This window comes from Planctomicrobium mucosum, assembly GCF_051466335.1.
Taxonomy (GTDB): domain Bacteria; phylum Planctomycetota; class Planctomycetia; order Planctomycetales; family Planctomycetaceae; genus Planctomicrobium.
This window is the reverse complement of record NZ_CP195793.1, coordinates 3,099,032-3,124,352: the sequence shown is the minus strand read 5'-3', so window position 1 is coordinate 3,124,352 and position 25,321 is coordinate 3,099,032. Positions and strand designations below refer to the sequence as shown.

The following is a 25,321-nucleotide window of genomic DNA, read 5'->3' as shown; positions in this document are numbered from 1 at the left end:
GACAGCGATGAAACAATTCTGTGGAGATCTGGAGAGATCCATTGAAACGGGGGAGTTTCGATGAACAAACCTCAGGGCAACAAAGATCGGGATTCAAATCGGTCGTCGCTTCTGTCGTGAGCGGATGGAATCTATAACTACAGATTATCACAGTTCATGAATCGACTAATTCCTCTTGCTCTGAGCAGGTCATGCAAAAAGTTCGCTTTGGTATCATTGGTGCGGGCGCGGTTTCAGACTTTCATCACGTTCCGGGAATTCGGGTGGACCCACGCGCCGAATTGGTCGCGGCATGTGATCCGAACAACGAACTTCTCCAGAAACGCCGTGCAGATTGGGGAATTGACCGACTCTATACTGATTACAACGATCTTGTTGCTGACCCGAATGTGGACGCGGTGATTATCGCCACTCCCAACGATACTCACTACGAGATTGCTCTGGCGGCCGCTGCTGCTGGCAAGCACATCATGTGCGAAAAGCCGCTCGGATTGAATTATGAACAGTCGCGAGAAATGTATCAGGCAGCTGAAAAGAACAACGTCAAACACATGACTGCGTTCACTTACCGGTTTGCTCCTTCGATGCGGTACCTGCGTCACCTTGTGAAGTCAGGGCTACTCGGCGAGCCGCGACATTTCCGCAGCCAACGATTTCTCGATTGGCCGGAAACAAGTTGGGGATGGCGCCAGTATAAGGAACGTGCGGGAGCCGGTGACCTGTTCGACATGACGATTCACCGTATCGATCTGGGAATGGACCTGATGGGACCGCTGAAGTCGATTTGCGGGGCGGTCGCTCAGTTCTGTCCACGAACCGAAACTGCGGACGGGAAGCAATGCGCTCCTTCTGAAGTTGACGATTGGTCATCTCTGATCGGACGATTCGAAAACGGTGCAGTCGGAGTCTGGGAAGGGAGCACCGTCATGAAAGGCTACCACAACAATGGTGTGGGGGCTGAATGGGCGGAAGTCAACGGAACCGAAGGGTCCGCAGTGTATCGGCTTCAGGATCCCAATGTGATTATGGTCGGGAAGAGCGGTCAGTCGATGGAGCCGATGCCTGTCCCAGATGAATTTCTGGTCATTCCCGGCAGCCCACGTGCACCACATGAGGGAATTCCAAGTACCGTGTTCCGTTACGACCTCGTGTACGAACTTGTCTCTGCGATCGTGGAAGACCGACCTGCCGTTCCAGGGTTCGATCATGGAGCAAAGGCTCAGGCGGTCGCTGACGCAGTGTTGGAGTCGAGTGAAACCGAACAATGGGTTCGACTCGATCTGAATCTGGGGTAATCTCCAGGACAAAACGGCGAGATGAGAGGGAGAACCGAGCGTCGAGTTGCATTCTGGAAAATCTTATAAAATTCGTGCAACAAAACCTTGTTTCTCCCTTTTTGCGCAAAGCGTAGACAACTGGATCGACTCCGAATTCGTGCGGCAAAGTGTTTATCATTTAGGCAGGGCAATTTCGTTTTCCAACGGTAAAGAGCGTTGATGTTAAAGTCAGAAGTTCTTCATCTCGAATTGCTCTCCTCGATTGATGACCTGCGTCATCAGGCCGATCGATGGATGGATCAGACCTCGTCGTGGGAACAGGTGCGGCTCGGTCAATCTCTGCTGCGACGAGTTCTTTCGCGCGTGGAGTCGTTGCAATACCGGCTGGAAACCCCTTTGGTCGTTGCGACGTTCGGAGGAACCGGAACAGGGAAAAGCTCACTGGTGAATGCGCTGGTTGGCGAAGAAGTGAGTCGTTCTGGACGCCAGCGCCCGACGACCCATCGTCCCGTCTTGATTGCACATCCTCAAACAGATCTGACTGTGACTGGGCTTCCGCTCAGCGAAGTAGAAATCGTTCATCGGGATGCGGATTTACTGCGAGATGTCATTCTTCTGGACTGCCCCGACCCCGATACAAATGAAGAAGATTCCCCGGGGACGAATGTTGATCGGCTCAGAGCGCTGCTCCCCTATTGCGACGTGTTGCTGTACGTCTCGACACAACAGAAATATCGCTCTGCGCGCGTCGCAGATGAATTAAAGAGCGCCGCGAACGGCTGTCGGATCATTTTTGTTCAGACACATGCCGATCTCGATTCAGACATTCGGGAAGACTGGAAGGCGACTCTCAGCAACGATTTCGAAGTTCCGGAGATTTTCTTCGTCGACTCTCAACGGGCATTAAAAGAGCAGCAACAAGGTCGCGCGGCTTCCGGTGAGATGGGGCAATTGATTGACCTGTTGCGGAACAAGTTGGGAGCATCCGAGCGTGTTCGCATCCGTCGACTGAATCTGTTGGAACTGCTTCACGCGGGACTTGGACGCTGTCAGGAACTACTGAACGAAAAGCAACCGGCAATCACCCAACTTCAGGGTGCGCTCGTGTCTCAGCGCGCGGAAATGGGCCAGAAGATGGCGAAGGAGTTCCAGAAAGAGCTCCTCAACAGCCATCGATTGTGGGAGCGTCGGCTGATCGGTGAAGTGATCGATCTCTGGGGAATGAGTCCGTTTTCGACCGTGCTACGCGCTTATAACGGCCTTGGGAGCATTTTGGCTTCCACGGCACTGTTCAGGGTCCGCAGCACTGCCCAACTGGCAATTCTGGGAACTGTTCAAAGTGTCCGCTGGCTCGAAGGGCGTCGTAAAGAGGAAGCCAGTGCCGCGTCACTTCAGCGTGTCAGTCAATTTGGGTTGACCGACGCCATGCTTCGAGAAGCCGAAATTGTCATGAACGGTCACGTTTCGGCCGCAGGACTGGCACTTCAAGGCGATCTCCGACACTCGCTGGAGGATCTTCGCCGACAAGCTGTGCTGATCGAAGATCAGTTTGCCGGTGATGCGAGTCAGAAAATCGACGTCACGATCAAGGATCTGGCTCTTAAGAATTCCAGATTCTCAGTTCGTATCTGGTATGAATTGATACTGATTTCGTTCCTCGCGTTTGTGCTCTATCGAGTCGGGAAGAACTTCTTTTTTGATTCGTTTTTTTACTCGATCCCGTTGCTCACCACCGACTTCTACCTCGCTGCAGGATTGTTTCTGCTGTTGATTTGCGGGGGACTGGTGGCAAGTTTCACGCGCCGGGTTCAGTGTGGGCTCTCCTCGAGTGTCAATGAAATGATCACCCGTCTTGTCGAATCCCGACTCGGGCAAGGATTGTTTCCCGCATTGGAAGCAGCGACGCGGCAACTCGAGCATCAGCGCGCCGATCTTGCAAGAATGATGGTTCAGACAGAACGTCTCCGACAGGAAATTGCGAGAATCGGAACGTTAGGGGGGCGACAAACACTCCCAGCATCAAAAACGAACTCCTAGCCCCTGTTTGAGGGGTGTGTGCCGGCGTGTGGTGGCAAAATCTCTTTCAAACGCTGCATTTATCGGCGCCACAACGCCATACACTCGTAGGCGCCACTTGTGTCAGTCGCTCTGATTGCTATTTCATCGAAGCGATTTCTTTTGACAAATCCCGCAGAAAAAAGTGCTGCGCTGGGCCTGGACGATCCGTTGAACTTTTCCACGCGAACAGGTCGGACAGGTTTCTCCTGCTTTCGCGTAGACGCGATGTTTATTCTGATATCCCCCATCTTTGTTGAGTGCGTTCCGGTAGGTGCCGTCCCCGAGCGTGGATCCTTCGTACTCGATCGCCTCCGACAAAATTTCCAGTGTCGCAGCGTGAAGCCTGCGAATCTTGGATGTAGAGATTTCAGAGGCAACGCACTCGGGGTGGATGCCGGCCCTGTGAAGAATTTCGCTGGCGTAAAGATTCCCAATCCCCGCCACCATCTTCTGGTCAAGCAAGACAACTTTCACAGGGCGATGGGTTCGACTCAGGCGCTCACGCCAGTGAGCGATATTCATTTCAAGTGCATCGGGGCCAAGAACATGGGGGCCGAGCAGATCGAGCATTTGCTGATCCGATAGGAGTCGAAGCGTTCCAAGTCCTCTGCGGTCCCAAAACCAAACCGCCCCCTTTTTCTTGCCCCGTCGTAATTTCCATTGAAATCTCAGGTGCTGTTGGGAAGGAGGAGAGTCGACGATCATTAAGCCTGTCATTCGCGGTTCAATGACAAAGCTGAGGCCATGATCCAGTTCGATGACAACCCGTTTTGCTCGTCTGAAAACACGCTTTACCGAAGAACCAGTAACGAGATTCCGGATTTCCGGGAACTCCGGTTGCATGAGAATGGGACGGCAACTGCATTCCGGCAATATGACATCTTCAATTCGTGCGCCCTCCATCTGGGAGCGAATTCCACGAACCATCGTTTCCACTTCAGGGAGTTCTGGCATTGATTACGGGCGACTTGGTCTCAGGGAGTTTACTTGAAGGGGGTATAACCGGTCTGTTTCGCACAGACGGAAGAGTCCAAATTGTAGGCTTGATCGGCGTGATTGGCGCGATCCAGACAATTGACAGGTTTATTTTACCGGCTGTTCGTATTCTTTCGACCAGAACAGCACTCCGTAATGTAACAGGGGGGAAAACTCTGAATCTTCTTGACGCTGAGAGTCCAGAAGACGATCCTAAGAGTGATGGATTCTCGCACACATGATGTGTTGAGGGTCCGTTATACTCATCAATAGCGGTCTCTGTGGAGGCATCTGATAATGTTCCAGGTTCGTCGCGCAATGCAGCCAGTTTCCGCCGGGCAGCGGTCAATCAAATCCCTGTGCATGGGTTTGCTGGGAACTGCAGCACTCTTCGCTTCGACTGGTGCTCACGCTGCTGAAACAGCAGCTGTCAACAATGACTTCGAGGCATTTCTCGCCTCTGGTGAATTTGGAGCAGCCACCGACCTCGCTGCTCAGTCAGAAGACGCCAAGCGAGATGAGATGCTCCAGCGAATTCTCTTCGCGAAGTTTGAAGAAGAGAAGCAGGTTCCAGTCGCACAGCAAGTCGGTTTGTTCAACCAGATGACATCTGGGCGTTCGCGCCTTGAATCCGCGACACAAATGGCTCGAGAAGAGACCGTCAGCGGGGGAGCGAACTTCAGTGAATTGATCAACCTCATCATGACCACGGGAGGCGACGACGTCCTTTGGCAAATGGATGATGGTGAAGGGGGAAGTCTTTCACAGTTCACAAGTGGTATTAAAGTCGATCCAAACGGAATTCTTACGCGTGAGTCTCGTGAAGACCGCACGGGTCGTGTGAATGCGGTCGAGCAAAAGGCTCGTGTCGCTGCACTCAACGAGGAAATGTCTAAACCATCGGAACTCCGGTTGGTTTCTCTAACTCGCCTCGAGCGTGAAGTGGCTCGACGCGTCGCCGAAGGGAAGCCAGTTGTCGAGTCGATGAAGCAACTCGCTGGCCTGTCACAAATTCAATACGTTTTCGTTTACCCTGAGCAGAATGAAATCGTGATCGGTGGTCCTGCCTCTGGTTGGACCTACAACTCACAGGGGATGCCCGTTTCAGAGGTATCCGGTCGTCCTACTCTGCAACTCGAAGACTTGGTGACAGTTCTTCGAACATTCAGCCCTGAAGGGCAGTCTGTATTCGGATGCTCAATTGACCCGAAACAGGAAAATCTGAAGAAGGTCATGGAGTTCGTCGCTGAATCGCAGGCCAAGGGACCACTCAGTCCTGCTGGCGTTCGCAGCTGGGCGACCAAAGTCGGAAACGTCCTTGGAACTCAGGACATCACCGTCTTCGGAGTTCCGGGAGATAGCCGCATTGCTCGCGTGATGGTCGAAGCAGACTACCGCATGAAGTTGATTGGGATTGGCAAACTCGAAGGGGGATCGAATATCCCAGATTACTTCGAACTCCTTGCAAAAGATCCATCGCTCGCTTCCGGAAGCCTGGATGCACTTCGCTGGTGGATGACAATGCAGTATGAGTCGGTTCAGCATTCGGCCGACCGCAATGCCTATGAAATCTGTGGATCAGGCGTGAAATGTCTGTCTGAAAATCAGTTCCTCAATGCTGGTGGAGAGCGAATTGCGACAGGCAACTCTGAGCCCGTGAATCGTAAGTTTGCAGCCAACTTCACAGAGCACTATCAGGAATTGGCGAAACAGGATCCTGTGTTCGCCGATCTTCAGGGAATTTTCGATCTGGCTCTCGTGGCAGCGATCATTCAGCAGAATGAACTTGACGTTCAAGCGAACTGGGATCGTGGCGTGTTTGCAGCGGACGGAGAATACCAGCCGTTTGGACGCCCCGCTCCAAAGAAGACTGAATCGGTCGTAAACCACCGTGTCTTCAATGGTAAGGACGTTGTGCTGCAAGTGGCAGGTGGCGTCCGCGCCGACTTGGCTACTATTGCGAAAGACCCAGCCCTGAATCTGGAGTCGACAGAAATCGTCGGTGTCGCCGATAATGCGAAAGCACCCGAACTGCCAGTCGGTCGCTGGTGGTGGGATGCGAACTAGCGGCCCACGAACGAGATTCTGATGAGGATGAAATCCCTACATCATCGAACGGGAGAGCTTGCTCTCCCGTTTCGCTATTTAGTTTGGGTGGTTTTGATGGTCTCCGGTCAGGCATCGCAACTTTCCGCTTCCGAATTGAAAGTGGTCCAGCTCCCATCTACAGAACAGAAGGTAAAGACCGCCGCTTCTGCTGAGACTTTTGGGGAGATTCTTCGATATCTCCTTCTCGAAAGTATGAAGGAGGAATACGAAGACAACCGCAACTGGCGGGGGACTGTGGACCGTTTCGATGGTTTCCGTATTCGGGGAACCAGGATCTCGAAGCGGGAGCGAGAAGTCCCGCACGGTATCTGGCACCGCTACAAAGTCTCTCTGATTCGCCCTGAAGAGACGTTCGATGTTGAAATCAATCAACTCGACCCGACTGAGTCAGGAAGCATTCCCTTTGAAATCGTCATCAATCTCAAGGCGCGGTGCGAGGCAACGTTCGTCTGGTGGACCTATGGCGTGAAAGGAGTCAACGGGACTTCGGTTTCGAACGCCAAAATCCAGATGAAGCTCCTTCTGGAGACCTCCCCGACTGTCCGATTTGATCTCAACAGTCCGCTTCCCGGCATTGATTTTCGGCCGAAAGTAAAAGACGTTCAGATCAAATTGAAGGACTTGGATGTGAAGCAGGTCGGCGTGCTTGAAGGGAAAGTCGTCGAGGTTCTCGGGGACGGTTCAAGGAAAGCGGTCGAGAACGTAATGCAGCAACAGGAAGACAAGATCAAAACCAAGTTGCAGAAAAGTCTGGACGGACTTGGAAAATAGGCGCTGAACGACGCGGTTTCCAGATCGACGTCGACCCGGAGCAGGTAAATTTCGAGTAATCTGGTATGATCGACGCTGCTGCCCACGAACTTCGGAATTGGAACGATGATTGAGAGAACGGGCAATCTTTCAATTGATTCAGTCGAATGCGGATACTCTTCACGGAGCGAATCAAACTCATGATGTGCCCATTTTGTCGGGAGGGTGAAAGCAAAGTTGTCGACTCCCGAGGAAGTCAGGAATTCGTAATCCGCCGCCGCCGCGAGTGCTTGCATTGTGGTCGACGGTTCACGACTTACGAAAAGATGGAAGAGTCTCCGCTCAAGGTGATCAAAAAAGACGGCAGTCGTGTGCCGTTCGATCGCGAAAGAATGCGTACTGGTTTGGAGCGAGCCTGTTACAAACGCCCGATCAGTCCTGATCAGATCGAGCAGATCTTGAGCGGCGTGGAAGCCTCGGTTTACGAGACGTTTGAGCGGGAAGTCCCATCCCGATTCATTGGGGAAAAAGTGTGCGAGCAGCTACGCCGGGTCGATCAAGTTGCATTCGTCCGTTTCGCTTCGGTCTATCGATCGTTCCAGGATGTCAACGATTTTGTCGAAGAGCTTCAACTCCTCCGTCAACGTAGCCAACACAAGGAAGAATCTTGAAGCTTCTGGTGATTGGCCGGACGGAAGGAGTCGAGCACATTGTGGCTTCAGCTGAAACGCAGGTCGATTCATCCCATCGATTCGAGTCGATCGGCGCTGCGATTGAGTCCAATCTCCCAGCAGAACTGCTTCTAGTGCTTCAGCACTGGTCTGATGAATATTCTCCGGAAGAGATTCGTGGACTCCTGGAAACTTTCCCTCTCGCAAGGGTCGTTGTCTCTCAGGGACCGTGGTCAGTCTCCGATCGAAGAACACGTCAGTATTGGCCAGCTGCGATGTGTGTGGCGGCGGAATCAGCACAACGTCGTATCGCTCAAGAATTCGAAGTGCTCGCAGGGAAGCGGGCACCGCTCCCGTGGACCGCCGGTATTGATGAGATTTTTGCTTTTGATTTCGCTGAACCTGTTACGGCTCCATTCTCTGAAGATCCAAATGGTGCTGGCTGAACTACTGGCCGTCGGGTCAGATTCAGGGAGAATTTCCAGATTGACCGGGAATTCTTCGCTTCTGAGTTTTTCGATCCGTACATTTCGCTAAATTACATTGGTCGATTTTCGGTATGCCACTCTCGGGACTGTAAAATTTCCGGTGAGTAAAAGTTGTGTACTCGGTGACTTTGCGAACTGAACTGCTCCTATGCGCATTGGATTATTCATACCTTGTTACGTTGACCAGTTCTATCCAGACGTTGGGTTGGCGACGGTCGACCTGCTCGAGAGATTTGGTTGCGAAGTCGAGTTCCCAGAAGCGCAAACATGTTGCGGTCAGCCGATGGCCAATACGGGATGTTGGTCGGATGCAGCCCCCCTTGCTCGAAAGTTCGTCGACATTTTCGAGCAGTACGATCACATCGTTTGTCCTTCCGGAAGTTGCGTTTCCATGGTGACTCATCACTACGAAACACTTCTCCCTGAAGACGATGCAGGCTATCTCAGCGTGAAAAAGAAGACGTGGGAACTTTCGCAGTTTTTGGTCGATGTCCTGAAGGTTCAGGATCTCGGAGTTGAGTTCCCCTATCGTGTCGGACTTCACAATAGCTGCCACGGATTGCGTGATTTGCGACTTGGAGGTTGTTCCGAGCGCATGGAAGTTCGCGAGAATAAAGCGGTCACCCTTCTGAATCTCGTGAAAGGCCTGGAGCTGGTTCCGTTAACCCGGCCTGATGAATGTTGCGGGTTCGGGGGAACGTTCGCCGTCGCTGAAGAGGCTGTTTCCTGCATGATGGGGAATGATCGAATTCAGGATCACGAACAGGCTGGAGCCCAGATCATCACTGCGGGCGATATGTCCTGCTTAATGCACCTGGAAGGCTTGTTGCGCCGCCAGAAAAAGCCGATTGCCGTGATGCACCTGGCTCAAATTCTGGCAGGTCGCTCACCGTCGGCGGGGTTGGTGGTCGCTCAAAGTGCCGTCGGTAGTTAGATGTGGAAAGTCATTCGCTCAGGCGCGGTACAACCATGTTGGTCGTTCAGCGGAGCGTGTGGCCCACTGGTCTCTCCTCCGATAGAGTCGCGTACTCGAGCAGCGCTTGAGCAACGAGATTGCCGAGTCCGAAGATTTGCCGATCTGCTGACGAGGAGAGAATTTCAGATGTCCCTCGTCTGGGGGCTTACAGGCTGATTGTTTCCCCAACGAGCGTTGCAGCGAGGTCAATCCCGTCTGCAAAGCTGGCGTCTGAAGAATTTGATTCAATGTTGGTCGCGGGACCGGCGTTCAGGAACTTCAAAAAGTCCTCGACTTCATCGAAGACTTTCACCCCAAGGACAGTTTGTAGCTGACGAAGAGCATTTTCGTGCTCTTGCATGTTTGGGGCTGCGACCAATTTCGAACATGTTGCCAGATTTTGAAATCCGGCTCGCGTTTTGAGGTCGTAAAGCAAGTAGTGAACTTTTACGTTCGTCCAGACTCCGATTACCCCCACGGGCATCGTTGCCCGATCTGCATCTTCGACGAGCGCATCGAGAGTCGCTTCGAACGGAGTGTCTTCGAAGTCGTTGATTCCGGTCGCGTCGACGACGGCAGATCGTCCGCGATCACGACTGAATGCTTCGACCGCATCGACGAATTGCGCGCCGTGCGTTCCAACAATGCAGTGCGGTCCAAAGAATTCAAGTTCTGGTTGTTGTTTGGGGTCATCCGGGTCATGCCAATCACGGATGTGCACAATTCGCATCTGTTCAGTCGCAGCACACGCGGAAAGTGCGGTGACAAGTGGACCCGTGGCGGGATCTTCGCCAACAATTCGCAACGATTCCTGACGGCCGATATGGAGCTTATTGGGGAGCGGATCGTTCTCTTTAATCGGGCCGATGAAGTCGTTCTGGAGACACTTACAGATCAAGAGTGATCGTGAAGTCGCTGACGAGATGGTTGTTTGCCCGTGCTCATTCGATTGTGAATGAGTTGTTCGATTCAGCGGAGAACTTGATTGATCGTCCGTCCTGAATGAAGCGACGTCATCGCGTTGAAGTTTCTTACGCGGGCGGGCGCCGTTGAGCGTCGTTGTTCGGAACGGAATCGAAGTAGGAGGGAGTCTGGTGAGTAGCTGGCGACTCGTGGAAATTCGCTTTGAAATCGACTTCTCTGTGAGGTCCATCAGCAGCTTGATCGTCGATTCGCTGATACTACTTTGTTGAAGCTCCGCGATGGGAAGCGGTTGCTCGCAGATTTTTTTCATCGTCCCCACCAGCGTCTCGCTGTCGTAGGGGCGGCGTCCTGTCAACAAGAAGAAGGCTGTAGCGCCCAATGAGAAAAAGTCAGAGGCAGAGCCGACGCTCGCTGGGTCCAGAAACTGTTCCGGACTCATAAACGAAGGCGTTCCAGCAACACCTGTTGACTGTGGTGCAGCGTCAGCGCTGTTGACTTTAGCGATGCCCAGATCGGTTAGCTTTGTTCGGCCATCTTCCGCTCGGAGCATCAGGTTGGATGGCTTAATGTCTCGATGGACAACATCAATCTTGTGCAAAGCAATGAGTGTGACAGCCATGTCTCGGAGCAAAGACAGGACTTCCGATTCGCTCATTGGCCCGATGGAATTGACGACTTCTTCCAGATTGCGACCAGCGACATACTCCATGATCAAATAGGCACCGACATCGATTTGGTCGAAGTCGAATACCCTCACTAACCCGGGATCATCGATGGCTGCGCAGATGCGCGCCTCTTGAAGAAAGCGGGAATTTGCAGCTTTATTTCCAGCGGTCGCTTTCAGCAATTTGACAGCGACAGGAATATCCAGAACGGTGTGCCAGCCACCGTAAACGACCCCCATCCCACCGCTTCCTAATTCCCGAATGAGACGCACTTTCCCAATCATGGGCGTGCCGTCCTTCGTCATAAGTCGCTGTATGAGATTCGACATTCCATGTGATCCAGATCGAGCCCGATCAGCCTGGAGCACCACGAGGGTGTTCGAGATGGTCTCTCAGGAGAGGCTTTCAGGAAGGAAATTCTTTGGATCCGTTATAACGAGAGATCTGGAATCTTCCGAGGAGTATTCCGGGGAATTTTCCGTTCAGCACCAATTCCATCAACGAAAATTCGGAGTTTCCCGGTTTTGATCAGTGAGGAAACGAGCAGTCTCGTGGCATCGATTTGGCCATGGATACCGCAGAAAAACGCAAGAAAACGACGGTTTTCCGTGATCGTTAGCGAAAGACTGATTCGTCGAAGATGCTGTACTCTGCGGGGAAGGGTGCCAGTCCCCTTAGGATGTTGCATTCGGAAAACGGTTGCGGAAAAGCGTCATCGAAATCATCGCACACGCTGGATTGATAAATTTGAAATTTCCCCTGCAATGAAGGCGTTCGTGGCGATCGAGTCATCCCGGAAATTTCAGTAGCTGCCCTATCGTCGCTGAAGGTCAGAAATGTGTTCGTTCACTTTCTTCCCACGATGCCAAACAGAGTGAATATTTCGAGTGAGAGTGATTTCGGTGAGCGGGTTCTCGTCGAGGACGACAAGATCCGCGAGCTTGCCCGTCGCTATTGTTCCACGATCACTCAGACCCAGAAGTTCTGCACTGTTGCGGGTCGCCATCAGGATAGCCTCCTGAGGAGAAATTCCAGACTGAACGATCAATTGCAGTTCTCGGTGCTCCATCATTCCTGGAACACGCAATGGATTCGCGCCAGAATCGGTACCGAAGCCGATTTTTACCCCCGCATCGTTCAGCAAGCCCAAATTTCTCTGGTTCATTTCGAGTGATTGGCGTGCCCTGAGGGTTGCGGGGGCTGCTTTGGTTTTTGCCCGCCAGTCCGGATCCTGAAATTGCTTGAGCAACTCGGGGCTAAGTCCATTTCGAATAAAGTTGTCTTCCAAAATTTCAGGTCGGTCTGCGTACAAAAAGAATGAATCATCGAGCGACAGCGTCGGAATGTACCACACTCCTTTGGACTTCATTGAGGCGATGAAGTGTGGACCGACTGGTTGGTCACGCACACCATGAGCGATGATGTCGACCCCAGCATCCACCAGAGACTGTGCATCTGTGAGGGTAAACACGTGGGCCGCGACCTTTAAATTCTGCTGATGGGCCTCATTGATAATGGCTGAGTACACTTCAAAATCAAGTTTTGGCAATGTCCCTTGCGCATCGTCGACCCAGATTTTGATGAAATCCGCACCGCGAAGTTTGGCCTGTCGTACCCGCTCTCGGCCATCTTCCGCTGAGCGGGGCCTGTCGATGATGCTGTCACCATTTGGGAGGGGAGGAATCGCTGGCTGACCTTCGATCGCTCCCATTCCGTGATCGGCCCCAAACAGGTCTGCCCCGGAAATCTTTCCGTTGCGCGAATCCTCTCGGACAGCGTAGAAAAGATCCTGATTCATCCCCAGTGCAACAATCGTTGTGACCCCGTACACTTCGAACTGTTTGAGTTGTTGGATAATCAGGTCTCGAGAGTAGTTTTCATTGGCACGTGTAGCCCCTTTGACTTGCCCCACGTGAGAGTGAGCAGAAATCAGGCCCGGGATAATCGTCTTGCCCGAAAGGTCGATTGTGATGGCGTCTTGCGGAGCCTCTTCGGGACTTACGATCCCGAGTATCTTCTGCCCCTTGATCACGAGGACCATGTTTTCATGCGGCGGAGCACCTGTCCCATCGATAATCGTGGCACCGCTGAGTACCGTCTTTTCTTGTGCCTGAATCATCGTCGGCGACATCAACAGCAGAGTGATCAGCGAGAGGCAACAACTTTTCATCGTTTGCGGCGTGGCGATTTTCATGAATGGACCCTCTCGATCTGGTTGAACGGAATTCTCAGTGAGCGTTCAGGCTCGCCAGCACGTATGCTGGATTACTCGTCGTCTTCAAGTTGTGAAACGAGGTGCCTCATGCTCGTTCTGGTCTGCGGGTGGATGTCCGGCGATGCCAAAGCCTCTTCGAGACGTCGCTGAAGTGGTTTGAGTCGATTCATATTCTCTTTCAGCCCGCGGTATGACGTCATCCGGACTTCCCGATCTTCACTCTGCAGCCCTTTGAAAAGGACGTCGAGAGCATCGCCTTGCTGTTGATGTTTGAGAACTGCTGCAGCTGCTTCCGTTTGGATGATCGACGTATCATCGGATAGCAGAGGACTCAGCAGCAGAACCGCGCCTCGTGTATCGACTGATTGGCGAAGACCTCGAATGGCGAATCGACGCACAATCAACTCGCGATCGTTCAAAAGCAATTCGAGGCTTGAAATGGCAGGGCGGCCAATGTTCCCGAGGGCGTCGACCGCTGCTTCTCGTGCATCGTTATCTTCACCGAAGAGGACGAGGTCAGTCAGCGATTGTGTCGCCAGCTCCCCACGAGGTCCGAGAGACCCGATCGCAGTCGCTGCACTCCGCTGCAAAAGAGGCCAATCGCTTTGAAGAGCACGCATCAATTCAGGGAGAGCAGGGCCTGCGATGGGACCGAGCAAGGCAATTGCTTCTGCCGCTGCTCGACGAACCTCGTTTTTTGAGTGCGGTACTGGATGCTCCAGATCGGACTGCATCACTCGGATCAGCGATGACAGTGTCTGAGGGGCATCCGGGCCAATTCGAGCTGCGGTCTCCATCGCGGTCGCACGGATCAGAAACGAAGAATGCTCGTCTGTCGCCAAGTGGAGTACTTCTGGCAACGCAGCATTGCCGGAGACGCCGATGAGTCCGAGTGCCTTCAGCGAGAAACTCTGAACAGACTCGCGATCGGACTCATTGTTACCAAGCAGTTGAATGAAGATCGGAACTGTGGAGGCAGCAGCCGGCCCGACTCTTCCGAGAGTGACGGCAAATTGTTTGCGATCTGCCCAAGGTGCCTGTGGGTCCTGAACAACGGAGATCATCCCGTTGAGTGTCTGTGGGGTCGCCAGGTCGGAGAGGGCGTGCTCTTTCACGAAAATCCGCCAATCCGCAAGCGATCTCCCTCCATAGTATTTTAATGAGGCAGCGTCTCCCCCCAAAATGGAGCTTGAGGGACTAAGTGTCGAACACCAAAGGGTGGCAAAAAACAGAAAACGGACAGCGTCGTTCATAGTCCCCATTGTATCCAAGATTCCTCGCGGGTTGCGAATAATTTTAGAGGAGAAGTGCCGTATTGTCCGAGAAGAGCAAGCCAGTGAGAATTGCCAGACGGGTGGTGTTTTTCGTAAGCTTGCGGGGTGTTCCCAACACGTTCAGAGCATTCAAATTCACGCTGATTCCCGAATTGTTCGAATGAGTAAAACTGTTGCTACTGTAGTTGCTTCACTCGCACTGGTCATAGCAGTCGTGGGGGTCGCTCTCATCTCGTTTGATGGAGCATCTGAGGGGGCCGCGAAGCTGGTTACCAAGGCCCCAATCGCTGCTCCCCCCAACATGGTTTGGGTCCGAGGAGGCGAATTTGTCATGGGGACCGACTTCATCCCTGATCCGAATAAACCGAATCCCGATCGCATCAAGCAAGACGAATTTCCCGCGCACGTCGTCGAGATTGATGGATTCTTTATGGATGCCACTCCGGTCACGAATCGCGAATTCGCTACGTTCGTTGAGCAGACCGGATATGTCACGTTCGCTGAGAAACAACTGACGAAGCAGGACTTTGCAGATCGCGGCTTGAGCATCGCTGGAATGCCTGATGGACCGATCAACGCTGGGTCGCTCTGCTTCAATCCGGAGTTTGATCGACATCAGTTCGTGCAGGATGGCCCGCTGTGGGAAAATCAGGTTTGGAAGATCGTGGATGGCGCAGATTGGCGCCATCCCGATGGACCCGATTCTAACATTGATGATCGCATGGACCACCCTGTTGTTCACATCGCCTGGGAAGACGCGAACGCCTACTGTCGATGGGCAGGCAAGCGTCTTCCAACGGAAGCTGAGTTCGAATACGCAGCACGCAGTGGCGGGAAAGAACTCAAATATCCGTGGGGAGGAGAATTGATCCACGATGATAAGTACCTCGCCAACTACTGGCAGGGGGAGTTCCCTTTGAACAGGCTGAATCAGGATGGATTTCTTGGAACATCTCCTGTGAAGTCATTTCCTCCGAATGAAATCGGAATCTACGACTTAGCTGGGAATGTCTGGGAATGGTGCTCCGATTACTACGCACCTGACTACTACTCGAGATCTCCGCGTCGGAACCCCAAAGGTCCTGCGGAGAGTTTCGATCCCTATCAACCGGGGATCGTGCAGCGTGTGCAGCGTGGGGGGTCTTTCCTCTGCAATGTCAACAACTGCACTGGATATCGCACTCAGGCCAGAGGTCATGGTGATGTGGCTTCCAGCAGTTACCATAACGGATTTCGCTGTGTACTCGATTCAACGATGATTGCAGAATATGAGGCTGCCCAGTTGGAGCAGAAGGGGAAGTAGTAACGCAAAGAGCTTCAGCGAGACGGAAGTCTTGAAACTTGAATGGATTTGTGAAATTTCATATTCAAAAACCGTTCTCCGTTTGACGTATGGTTTGGGCGAACGCTACCCTGCTGTAGCGGTTCGCCGCTGAGACTGATTCAATTTGCACACATCTAGTTCTCGTTACAGGATTTCGAATGCCTCCGGGAAAGACTCCCAAGCCGACTGCTGGTCAAATTGTGCAAGTTCTAGCTGGTGTGAACATGCCAGAATTTGATGACCTTCCGATTGGTGGATGGAAAGGAACTGTTCTGGAAACCTCCGGAACAGGGGCAAAATTGAAGATCATTCTGGAGTGGGATGAAGCGACAGCTGCCCTGATCCCCGCAAGCTACCAGGCTCACTGCGATTCACAGGGCCTACTGTACACCATGGCCTGCTTGCCCGCTTCCGATGTGCAAGTTGTCAATTAGTGTGAATTTCCTGAGTGTTTGAGGATTCCCTCAGTAGTATTTACTGTGCTGGATCGCCTTGTTTTCTCAGACTCCGACACAAGGCCGATCTAAATTGGCTGAGCACTTCTCTTGTCTCAGACAATTCCGCAAAAAAACATCAGTTGTTGCAACTCTGTCCGTCTGAGAGGGGTATTTCTGGAAGTCATTCCGGTTACTTTCGCTGACCGGATTCAGTGAATTCCCTTTCTGTCCGGTTACCAGTCCGTAACTCGGATCAAGTATGGAATGCGCAATGCAAAAGCAGTCGCACCTCTCCCCCATCGCACTCCGGCGGTTTCAGACTCTCTTCCTTGCACTCGCACTGTTGCTGAGCTTTGGGGCGACTCGCACCCTCACCGCCCAGGACTCAGATGCTGCTGTGCCCGACAAGCCGGTCAAAGCGGACTTGATTCCGGTGGTCATCTTCAATATCGCGAGTGCGGAACGCAGCCTCAAAGACATTTCAAATATGTTCGAGTACGCGGGGCGTCCGGACATGATCGAGTTTGTCAATACGATCCTGCAGGATCACGTCCGCGACTTAGCTGGGCTCGATCGCACGCGTCCGATGGGCTACATGTTGTTTCTGGAACCATCGCTTCCGCCTCGCCCGCGTATGGTTCTCTATTTTCCTGTCGCAGACGAGGCTGAACTCGTCGAGACGTTGCGCAAAGGGCCTGCCCCCATTACCGAGGTAGAAGAGCATCGCTACGAGATCGCCAATCCCGGACAGCGGTCACCGACACCGCTCGTTTTTCAAGACGATTTTGCCTACATGTTTCCCAATGGCGAAACATTCCTGAATGAAGGTTTGCTTCCGAATCCTCAAACCATCGCCAGCGATTTGACGCAGCGATACGACGTCGCACTTTCCGCCCGCATGCGTGGTGTGCCCCCTCTGATTCGAGAGGTCCTGTCTTCATTTTTGGCTCAGCAGTTTACTGCCCAGTTGCAGCAACGGGATCGTGAACCGGATGCCGCCTACCAGATGAGGCGCGCCCATAACCAGAGCGCGAGTGAAGGCATTCAGCAATTCATCCGCGATGCTGAGATTGTGACCTTCGGACTCGACGCGACCGAAGACGGAAGAAATGTCGTGATCGAGATGGACATCAAAGCGACACCTGATAGCGAATACGCCGAATTCCTGAAGGCGATGCCGGGAACAAAATCCAGCTTTGACGCGCTCCTCTCGGAAGGGGCCCCGATTCAGGCGTCAATTTCTTACAACCTCGACAAACGGGAGAAGAAGGCCGCGATGGGGACTCTCAAAGCTGCGCGCCTGGGACTCCAAAAAGAACTTGGCGGCGTCGCGTCCGACCGTTTGATCGATGCGCTCCAAGCGACCGTGAAAGATGGACACATCGATTTGTTCGTTCAGTTTCTCAAACAGCCAAGTGACCATCTCGTGCTGCTAGGTGGGATCAAAGTAACAGGAGGAGACGCCGTCGGTGCGGCGATTCGTGATCTGACCGTGGAGATTCAAGGGAAGAATCCGACCGCGAAATTGGTGGTCAATGCTCACACCTACAACGGGGCAACGCTCCATAAGTTGCTCCCGGAGGACAACGACGACGAAGGCGCTATTAGGGTCTTTGGTAGACTTCCGGATTTCTACTATGGGACGGACTCACAAGCACTTTGGATCGGCCTCGGAGGGGATTCCGTTCTGACAACGATGGAAGGGGCCATTGATAAGGTTCATGCGACTCCACCCTCCGGGGATGAACGTACAGCGGCACCGATGCAAATCTCGCTACACGCTTCAGAGTGGCTCAAGTTTGCGGACGAAAAGGATCTGGAAGACCCGAAGTTGTCGCTGATTAAAGAAACCTTAAATGCCGGGAATGACAAGATCCGACTGGAAATGGTTCCAACCGAAAACGGAGTACGGGTCTCGCTGATATTCGCTGACGGATTTGTGAAAGTTCTCGGAGGCATTCTCGGCACTGTGTACGATGAATCGCAACTCTAGACGAATTTGAATCCGAATCACGACAAGTCAAAAGTGGGGCGACAGGATGCGATACTGTCGCCCCACTTTTGTTGCACCGATCTCTCGTGTGATATGATGACCGAGGCTGAACTCACGGTCGACTCTTTTTCTCCCAGGCGGGACCCATGTCAAATCACGCAGCGTCATTTCGGTCTGTGAACCCAGCGACCGAACAGGTCATCGAGACATTTAAGCCGATGTCCGGCGTGCAGATCGAGCAAGCGTTGAACGTTTCCGCGATTGCTTACGAAGATTGGTCTCGTCAGCCAATTCAATTTCGAGCAGAGCGATTGCATCGCTTGGCGGCGGTCATTAGAGACTCAAAGGAGCGCCTCGCGCTGCTCATGTCGAACGAGATGGGGAAGCCTTTGGCTCAAGCCCGGGCAGAGATACAAAAATGCGCTGTACTTTGTGACTATTACTCGCTGCACGGAGAGGACCAACTGGCCACACGCCAGATCTCAGATCTTCCATCGATTCGTCAGTCGGTGCGTTTCGATCCGATCGGCGGTGTGCTCGCGGTCATGCCGTGGAATTATCCGTTCTGGCAGGTGTTTCGGTTCGCTGTGCCGACGTTACTCGCGGGGAACATCGGGTTCCTGAAGCATGCTTCCAATGTCACTGGGTGCGCGCTGGCAATTGAGGACCTGATGACTGCTGCTGGCTTCCCAAGCGGGGTCTTTCAGACGCTTGTCGTCGGTTCTCAAAAGCTTCCGGAACTGATCAGTCGGCCGGAAATCCGAGCGGTGACGCTAACGGGCAGCGAACAGGCTGGGCGGTCAATTGCTGAAGTCGCAGCCAGGAACCTGAAGAAATCCGTGCTGGAACTCGGTGGATCAGATCCGTTCATTGTCTTTGCTGATGCTGATCTTCCACTGGCGATCAGTAAGGGAGTCGAAGCTCGAATGCAAAACTGCGGGCAAAGTTGTATCGCTGCAAAGAGATTTCTGGTGCATGAATCGGTCTATGACGCGTTTATTGACGGGATGGAATCGGCTCTCAAGGAAATGAAAGTCGGAGATCCGCTTGAGGAGGCAACGCAACTCGGACCTCTCGCCCGTGAAGACCTTCGGAACGAGATCCACGAACAGGTGCAGAAGACCATTGAACAAGGGGGACGCCTTTGCACTGGTGGGAAAGCTGTGGATCGAAAAGGGTGGTACTACGAACCGACACTCATTGCTGACGTGATGCCGGGGATGACCGCTTTCGATGAGGAGACATTCGGCCCAGTCGCGAGTGTGACGAAATTCTCCGGCATCGAGCAGGCTATTCAGCTTGCGAATGCATCCGAGTTTGGATTGGGGGCCAGTTTATGGTCCACTGATTTGGACTTCGCTGAAAAACTGGCAGGTCGAATCGAATCAGGAATGGTGTTCATCAACGACTACACCAAATCGTCACCGGAAATCCCGTTCGGAGGGATCAAACGCTCAGGCTACGGCAGAGAATTGGGCGAATTCGGAATCCACGAGTTCGTGAATATCAAAACGGTTTCACTCAAGAAGTAAGACTGTTTACTCGCGAATGTTGCTCCTGAGGATTTGACCGTGCAGATGGCTGCTTACGATTGCTTTTGACGTTCGATGGGCGTCAGCAAAATTCGAAACGCTGACAGAGAGCGCCTCTCACGAAAGTGGGGCGTTCTGGCGTTGATAACGGCACCGGCTGAACGAATTTTAGGCATCATTCGCTATCACCCACCCTGAAGACAGGGGGCTAAAATCCGCCGGATCTGTTCTGCCAGTAGAGACGATTTCTGGTGATGATGCCGTCGCGAAGTGCGCAGTTCACGCAATAAACCTCGTCGCCCCGCTGCAGGTAAATTTCACCGTGCATCACGAGGTGGTAGTAGTCCTCCCCGGGATTTTTTGAGAAGCAATAGAATCGATCCCAGCTTTTCAAAATGTGGGCCGTCCACTGCTCAGTCTCGGGAACGTAAAGCCTGGAATCTTCAACTGCAGCGGGCTTTTCTGGTTCAGGCATGGGGAGGGCAGCTTCATCCATGCGTGGAGCTTCCATTGGATTCGGTCTCATTCTGAGCAGAAGCAGCCTGTCTTGCCATTTCATGCAAATCCATCTGGTGGCGGTGCAAGCGATTGAGTTCTCTTGCCATGAACGCACGTGTGGCAGTCATGTCGCCGATGGCGAGCAGACCCGCCCACAGGGCCAAAGTCATGACGATGATCCAATACACAGCGAATGTTCCAGGGGCTTCCTTCCAATCGATGAGCGAATCCCCAATAGGAATCATCACTCCAATGATCAGAATCATCCCCGCAACCTGCGAACGTCTGCGAGCACGATTGAGCAGATAGCGTCGTTCATCTTTATTGAGACTGTTTTCCGCTTCCTGTCGGCTCCCCCGTAGCGACCGCATCATTGTCACTGCGATGACGACAAGTATTAAGCCGAATGCAATTGCTGGAATTGGATTGTCCATAAATCACACTCTTCAAGGAGTCAGGGAATTCTCTCTGGAAATTCTTGCATTGAACCGGTCAATTTTCCAGAACAGAAGAACAAAAATGAAGGAGCGAGATCGCATTTCATTAAAATTCAGGAAGCAATCGCCCCAGATCGGCTTCGGTCGTCAGCGAGAGTCTGCAAGCGTCTCAAGGTACGTGCGACAGCCTATTATGCTTACTTGTTTTGGTGAGAGCAGATTGCAGCAGTCCATTCGGAGCATTGAAACATCCTCAATCGATGAGAGGTCTGGATCCATGAAAACGGCCCGCATCGACTGACTGTGCCGATGCGGGCCGAAATTCGGTAACAATCCAAATTATTCACCCATTGGGTCGGCACCCAGTGTGCCAACCAATGTCTGGAGATACTCAGGGCTGGAGACTTCTGCCAGTTTCTGCTCCGCAATGGCTTCCCGCGATTTGAGTTCGCTGACAAACGCCTGGGGGAGGAACTTCTGTGTTTCGAGGTAGTTTCGGACTGTCGACAGATGGCGTTCCCACGTGGCGATATCGCGTCGTTGCTTTGTCTTCAATCGAGCTGCATACCAGTCGCTGGCAAGCAGGGATTCCCGAGTAAACATGGCGCGAATCGCAGGGTCTCGCTCGTCTTTCCCCTCGAATTGCCCATACGCCATGATGTGGAGGAGGACCTTGAGCGGTGGACACGCCTGCTCGATTGAACCGTCATCAAAGTAGCGTCGAGCAACCCGCTCGTAGGCTTCCATGATGTACTTGATTCCATCTGCGTAGGAAGCTGGATCCTGTGTTTCTGGCTTGAGAATCGATTCGTCGAACACAGTAGCGGGGTTGTCGAAGACTCGACCGAAGTAACGGCGAACGAATCGTTTCGTGATTCGATAACCGAGACGACGGGCAGGAATGACTGTTCCATCGGCTTGAGGAATGTCCGCGACCGGTTCGAGAAGGCGCTCCTGAATCAGGAAATTTGGATCCCGCTCTGATGCGCTCAAGCGACACCACACTTCAGGAATCAGCAGGGAGATGTCGTGGTCGAATCTCCAATCTGGACCAATGTGACCAGCGGCTGAAGAGAATCCGGGAAGTCCCGAGAGAATCATGCTTACGAGGGCGGTGTTCAAGTCTGCGGTGGTCAGCAGAGCGTTGAATGGCCCTTTGGTCAGCGCCCCTTCTGTTCCGGCCGCAGTCGTAGATGGACTTTTGCCAGTGAGAGAGCAGGTATAATCCATGAACAATTCAGGAAGTTCCTGATAGTGAATTGGATTGTAGACCGCGAGGCTACGAATTCCCCTTTCCGCTTCTGGCGGATTGTTGCGCCGACCAGACATGATTGCTGTGACAGGAGTCGGTACAAACTCGTGAGCAGGAATTCGGCGGAATAGCCGTGTTCCCATCTGAGCAACATATTTGGACATCGGATTGACCATATCTGGCCGATCCTGCAGATAACGAGGATTCTTGCTGGGGAGGCCACCGACGCGGCGCGGGTTGTCAGAACAGACGATGTAGCCTTTGTCCGCTTTACGAACCGATCGAATCAACTTCTTCATGGGAGCGGTGAAGGCGTCGAAATCGACGACTTTCTCCAGCATCTCATTGACTTGTTCAATCCCGAGAGGCTCGAAGTTCGAAACGAAGTTCACCCCTTCCCGCGCGAGGTCAGCTTCCGCTTGCTTATCGAATCCGCGGTGGATGGCATCATCTGGACGCTGGAACAGACGGAACTCGCAGTTCTCGAGGAACTTCACCGAAAGTGTATCGCTTCCCTGCACATCGGCAGGGAGCCCTTGCACGTTTCGAGTCGGGACAAGCGTCGAAGCGGTGATGTCGTCTTCTGTCTGAACTTTGAATGCCGCTGCGAAGTCCTGTCGAACTTTGAAGAGCCTCCACTGCTGTTGGTTCCCATATCCAACTCGCAGATAGGTTCCGACGATCTTTCGATTATCGAATTTGAGTTCATGACCCGGGCTGCCATTCATGAAGTCAACTGTGAAGTGAGACTTCCAGTCGTCTCCCCAGTCGGGCAGTTGGAATCGTTTAATCGCGAAGACAATTGCGTAAACGTGGCTCGGAATCGTTGCCAGCCATCCGTTGTATTCGTCGTTGTACTCGTCTGAGGGGGTCAGGAGTTTAATGACGCTTCCCAGAGAGCGACGCGGGCTCAATATTGGACGGCTGGCAGTCTGTGAGTAATGGGCACCACCAGTGGAATCCTTGTGCCATCGTGAGCTGTAGTCGCGATCAAATATTTCCTGTACCAGCTTCATGTCTGTCGTGTAGTCGGAGATGAAGATGGAACCGTATTCCATGTAGTCTGTCAGCGATTTGCTGATTTCGCTCTTTCCACCCCCAGATACGGTGCATGGCTTGTGACAGACGATCCCTTCCCCGGCGGTCCCAATGAGACGCCAGGAAGGAGCTGACGGGTGCTTCTCCATACGAACGCGGTATCCACTCGGTCCCATATAGATTTGACCGGGGAGAAGGGGGATTTCTTGCTGCTGATCTCCCTGTTTCCAAGTGATGTTCTGCTGTCGCAGGTCTGCCCGCGCATTCTCTGGAATATAAAGCAGGTCCGGGAATTGCCTATCAATCCCGTACCCTTCAGGCTGAAAGTCGATCAGATCCGCGTAGTCGCGCTGGATGTCTGCGAACGAAGCGCCATTGTATCGCTGACTGTCGAACTGGAAGTTTTCTCCCAGACTCCAGCTTGGTGCAACGAAAGCTCCCCCTGCGTGTTCCTCTTCCGCTCCTCCCATCAGATTGGTGGAAAAGCTGATCTGGGTTTTCACTTCCTTTTTGCAGTAACCGTAGTAGTTATCTGCAATCAGAGTCACAATCACTCCTTCGAGTGTGCGGCAGGTGACCTTGAACGCATCCCCGTTGTTGTAAGTTTCGGTTTCCTTTTCCCAGCACATCTTGTCTTGTTTCTGGCGCTCTGTCGCCTCGCTGATGTGCGGAAGTCCCAACTCTTTCTTGGTGAGTTGCAGAACATGTGGAGCGAGAATCACGCAGCCAGTGTGACCTGTCCAGTGCTCGACATCCAACGCAGCGTCATTCGAAGGAATGAATGGATCACCCGCATTGCCGAAGATTGACTCAACAAAGTCCAAATTGCTGACCAGCGATCCCGGGGCGAAGAAGCGAACTTCCATCGATTTCGCAGGGCTCCAGCCTGGTACTTCCGGAGAAACGAGCGGACGCAACAACAACGAAACCCACGTGCGGGCTTGTTCCGCCTGTTCTGATGTAAATGGAAGTTGAAGGAGAGATTCAGGCGGATTGAACGCACATTCCAGCATCTTGACGAATGCATTTCGGGGAACTGCACGCTTATCGCCAGGGATTGGAAGTCCTCCTTCCACGACGTGAAATGTTCCTTCTGTTGTGCGTCGGTCAGCACGGGGATTGTGGAGGACACCGTTTCGGATTCGATAGGAATTCACGTACTCGGAAACGTAGAGGTCGCTGTCCGCAGGGAGAGAAAGTTCGCGGGCGATGCCGTGACGGTCCAGAATCAAGGAATTATCAGGCAGGCGGATGGGATTTCGGAGATTCAGGTCAGCGAAGTGAGAATTGAGGAAGCGTTCAATTCGCGTATCGACCGGGCACCCTTCAATCGATTCCAGGAGACGCGACTTCTCTCGAAAGTTTGCGAGAAGTCCAGAGGCGAGATGGACCATCTCTGCCCCTCCAGCACTCGGGGCAATTGGCAGGCCCTTTGACGCCAATCTGAGATTCACATACCGGCGGAGTTCGCTGCGATGACGTTCGCGATCATCAGCTGACTGAAACGAATGAAAACCAAGTGAAAGCTGGACATCCATAGTGGAAAGTGTTTTCTAACCTGAGGTTTCAAATCGGCGCTTTTCGATTGTGAAGTCATCATAGCTATTGCCAGAAAACGATTCGAGCGACGGAACCACAATCTAGTCAAACACATCCGTCAGAATTGATTGTTTACAACGATTGAATATCTCTCCCTGAAATATGCAAGATCCCCGGCAAACTGGAGCGAACTCCGTCGGGAATAGCTCAGTTTTTGTTGATGCGGAATGCAGCTTTTATTGAGCTTCCAGAGGAGAAGAGATCTCGAGTAGGTCGACCGCGGGGGCACCGTTGCAAAAAATTGTGGCCATTCGCCCGTAGGTCGTTGCGTTCTCTTCCATCTGCAGCAACCTGGCCAATTCTGGCCCTGCGGCGACTTTGATAATCGCTCCCAGGTCAATATGGCGAAGCACATTGTGGGTGATCAGCACGCGTCCCAATGGTATTTGTTCTGAGAGAATCGCGTCCCTGACTGCAGTTGTCACGTAGTCGAAATTGAACCGAATCAGTCCGAATTGCACAGGCTTTCCGTTATCAGAACGTGACAACAGAATTTTTCGGCAATACAGGCCATCGATCGTCGCGCTGTCGAGCACACTGACGTTGACCGATGTTCCGTGGTACTCCTCCATCGTCACCGTCATGTGGTGATCATGGACAAGCATCTTGTGATAGGGCTCGGGTGTCGTCGCGGCCGGGACATGTTCTGCCCGGGCGATCAACGCCCCTGGAGGTGAGAAGAGAGAGGTAAGCTTCGTCAGTTCATCGTGTGGATTCACAGATCTGGCCATCCAGTTTGAAATAGACTGTGCCATTGATAACACAGCCATTGTAGGTGACCAGAAGCAACGATGCGACTCAGATAAATGCACAATTACGATTGCAATCTGATGTCCGCGGGAATCAAACG

19 protein-coding genes are annotated in these 25,321 nt (G+C 52.8%); 11 read left to right on the top strand and 8 right to left on the bottom strand.

Features of this window, described 5'->3' with window-relative positions; all coding sequences use genetic code 11:
- The first annotated feature begins 191 nt into the window (after positions 1 to 191).
- Both SH668x_RS12480 and SH668x_RS12475 read left to right on the top strand, forming a co-directional pair.
- The gene (locus tag SH668x_RS12480) at positions 192 to 1,295 is read left to right on the top strand and encodes a Gfo/Idh/MocA family protein (RefSeq protein WP_437185392.1); all 1,104 of its coding nucleotides are present in this window, start codon (positions 192 to 194) and stop codon (positions 1,293 to 1,295) included.
- Positions 1,296 to 1,496: 201 nt separating this feature from the next.
- Positions 1,497 to 3,314, top strand: coding sequence for a GTPase (locus SH668x_RS12475; RefSeq protein WP_437185391.1), 1,818 nt, complete (start codon positions 1,497 to 1,499; stop codon positions 3,312 to 3,314).
- A 123-nt stretch (positions 3,315 to 3,437) separates the two neighbouring features.
- Here SH668x_RS12475 and mutM read toward each other — a convergent pair whose 3' ends face one another.
- Positions 3,438 to 4,289: a bifunctional DNA-formamidopyrimidine glycosylase/DNA-(apurinic or apyrimidinic site) lyase gene (gene mutM / locus SH668x_RS12470; RefSeq protein ID WP_437185390.1), complete on the bottom strand. Its 852-nt coding sequence runs from the start codon at positions 4,287 to 4,289 to the stop codon at positions 3,438 to 3,440.
- Positions 4,290 to 4,607: 318 nt separating this feature from the next.
- On the opposite strand from mutM, the gene SH668x_RS12465 reads away from it, so the two are divergent.
- From SH668x_RS12465 to SH668x_RS12445, 5 genes are all read left to right on the top strand, one after another.
- Entirely contained in the window at positions 4,608 to 6,377 is a 1,770-nt protein-coding gene (locus SH668x_RS12465) for a DUF1598 domain-containing protein (protein ID WP_437185389.1), read from the top strand.
- Positions 6,378 to 6,398: 21 nt separating this feature from the next.
- Positions 6,399 to 7,190 carry a hypothetical protein gene (locus SH668x_RS12460; protein WP_437185388.1) on the top strand — a complete coding sequence of 264 codons (792 nt, stop codon included), beginning with the start codon at positions 6,399 to 6,401 and terminating at the stop codon, positions 7,188 to 7,190.
- Between the two features lie 179 nt (positions 7,191 to 7,369).
- A complete protein-coding gene (nrdR, locus tag SH668x_RS12455; protein ID WP_437188545.1) occupies positions 7,370 to 7,840 on the top strand; it encodes a transcriptional regulator NrdR in 471 nt (156 codons plus the stop codon).
- Complete coding sequence (locus tag SH668x_RS12450; protein ID WP_437185387.1) at positions 7,837 to 8,286, top strand: hypothetical protein; 450 nt, start codon at positions 7,837 to 7,839, stop codon at positions 8,284 to 8,286. The genes nrdR and SH668x_RS12450 overlap by 4 nt, the downstream gene beginning before the upstream one ends.
- A 190-nt stretch (positions 8,287 to 8,476) precedes the next feature.
- Positions 8,477 to 9,262 (top strand): (Fe-S)-binding protein, encoded by a 786-nt coding sequence (locus SH668x_RS12445; protein ID WP_437185386.1) that lies wholly within the window; start codon positions 8,477 to 8,479, stop codon positions 9,260 to 9,262.
- 187 nt (positions 9,263 to 9,449) lie between these two features.
- On the opposite strand, the gene SH668x_RS12440 is transcribed toward SH668x_RS12445, so the two are convergent.
- The 3 genes from SH668x_RS12440 to SH668x_RS12430 form a co-directional block, all read right to left on the bottom strand.
- The gene (locus SH668x_RS12440) at positions 9,450 to 11,201 is read right to left on the bottom strand and encodes an isochorismatase family protein (protein WP_437185385.1); all 1,752 of its coding nucleotides are present in this window, start codon (positions 11,199 to 11,201) and stop codon (positions 9,450 to 9,452) included.
- Between the two features lie 485 nt (positions 11,202 to 11,686).
- Complete coding sequence (locus tag SH668x_RS12435) at positions 11,687 to 13,066, bottom strand: amidohydrolase family protein (protein WP_437185384.1); 1,380 nt, start codon at positions 13,064 to 13,066, stop codon at positions 11,687 to 11,689.
- 71 nt (positions 13,067 to 13,137) lie between these two features.
- Positions 13,138 to 14,349, bottom strand: a complete 1,212-nt coding sequence (locus SH668x_RS12430; protein WP_437185383.1) for a HEAT repeat domain-containing protein — start codon at positions 14,347 to 14,349, stop codon at positions 13,138 to 13,140.
- Positions 14,350 to 14,521: 172 nt separating this feature from the next.
- On the opposite strand from SH668x_RS12430, the gene SH668x_RS12425 reads away from it, so the two are divergent.
- The 4 genes from SH668x_RS12425 (at position 14,522) to SH668x_RS12410 (ending at position 19,647) form a co-directional block, all read left to right on the top strand.
- A complete protein-coding gene (locus SH668x_RS12425; protein WP_437185382.1) occupies positions 14,522 to 15,664 on the top strand; it encodes a formylglycine-generating enzyme family protein in 1,143 nt (380 codons plus the stop codon).
- 179 nt (positions 15,665 to 15,843) lie between these two features.
- Positions 15,844 to 16,119, top strand: a complete 276-nt coding sequence (locus SH668x_RS12420) for a hypothetical protein (RefSeq protein WP_437185381.1) — start codon at positions 15,844 to 15,846, stop codon at positions 16,117 to 16,119.
- 274 nt (positions 16,120 to 16,393) lie between these two features.
- Positions 16,394 to 18,115 carry a hypothetical protein gene (locus tag SH668x_RS12415; RefSeq protein WP_437185380.1) on the top strand — a complete coding sequence of 574 codons (1,722 nt, stop codon included), beginning with the start codon at positions 16,394 to 16,396 and terminating at the stop codon, positions 18,113 to 18,115.
- A 146-nt stretch (positions 18,116 to 18,261) separates the two neighbouring features.
- A complete protein-coding gene (locus tag SH668x_RS12410) occupies positions 18,262 to 19,647 on the top strand; it encodes an NAD-dependent succinate-semialdehyde dehydrogenase (protein ID WP_437185379.1) in 1,386 nt (461 codons plus the stop codon).
- A 208-nt stretch (positions 19,648 to 19,855) separates the two neighbouring features.
- On the opposite strand, the gene SH668x_RS12405 is transcribed toward SH668x_RS12410, so the two are convergent.
- The 4 genes from SH668x_RS12405 to SH668x_RS12390 form a co-directional block, all read right to left on the bottom strand.
- Entirely contained in the window at positions 19,856 to 20,158 is a 303-nt protein-coding gene (locus SH668x_RS12405) for a hypothetical protein (RefSeq protein ID WP_437185378.1), read from the bottom strand.
- The gene (locus SH668x_RS12400) at positions 20,136 to 20,579 is read right to left on the bottom strand and encodes a hypothetical protein (RefSeq protein ID WP_437185377.1); all 444 of its coding nucleotides are present in this window, start codon (positions 20,577 to 20,579) and stop codon (positions 20,136 to 20,138) included. The genes SH668x_RS12405 and SH668x_RS12400 overlap by 23 nt, the downstream gene beginning before the upstream one ends.
- Positions 20,580 to 20,921: 342 nt before the next feature.
- Positions 20,922 to 24,266, bottom strand: coding sequence for a hypothetical protein (locus SH668x_RS12395; RefSeq protein ID WP_437185376.1), 3,345 nt, complete (start codon positions 24,264 to 24,266; stop codon positions 20,922 to 20,924).
- A 381-nt stretch (positions 24,267 to 24,647) separates the two neighbouring features.
- Positions 24,648 to 25,226, bottom strand: coding sequence for a hypothetical protein (locus tag SH668x_RS12390; protein WP_437185375.1), 579 nt, complete (start codon positions 25,224 to 25,226; stop codon positions 24,648 to 24,650).
- Between the last annotated feature and the right edge of the window lie 95 nt (positions 25,227 to 25,321).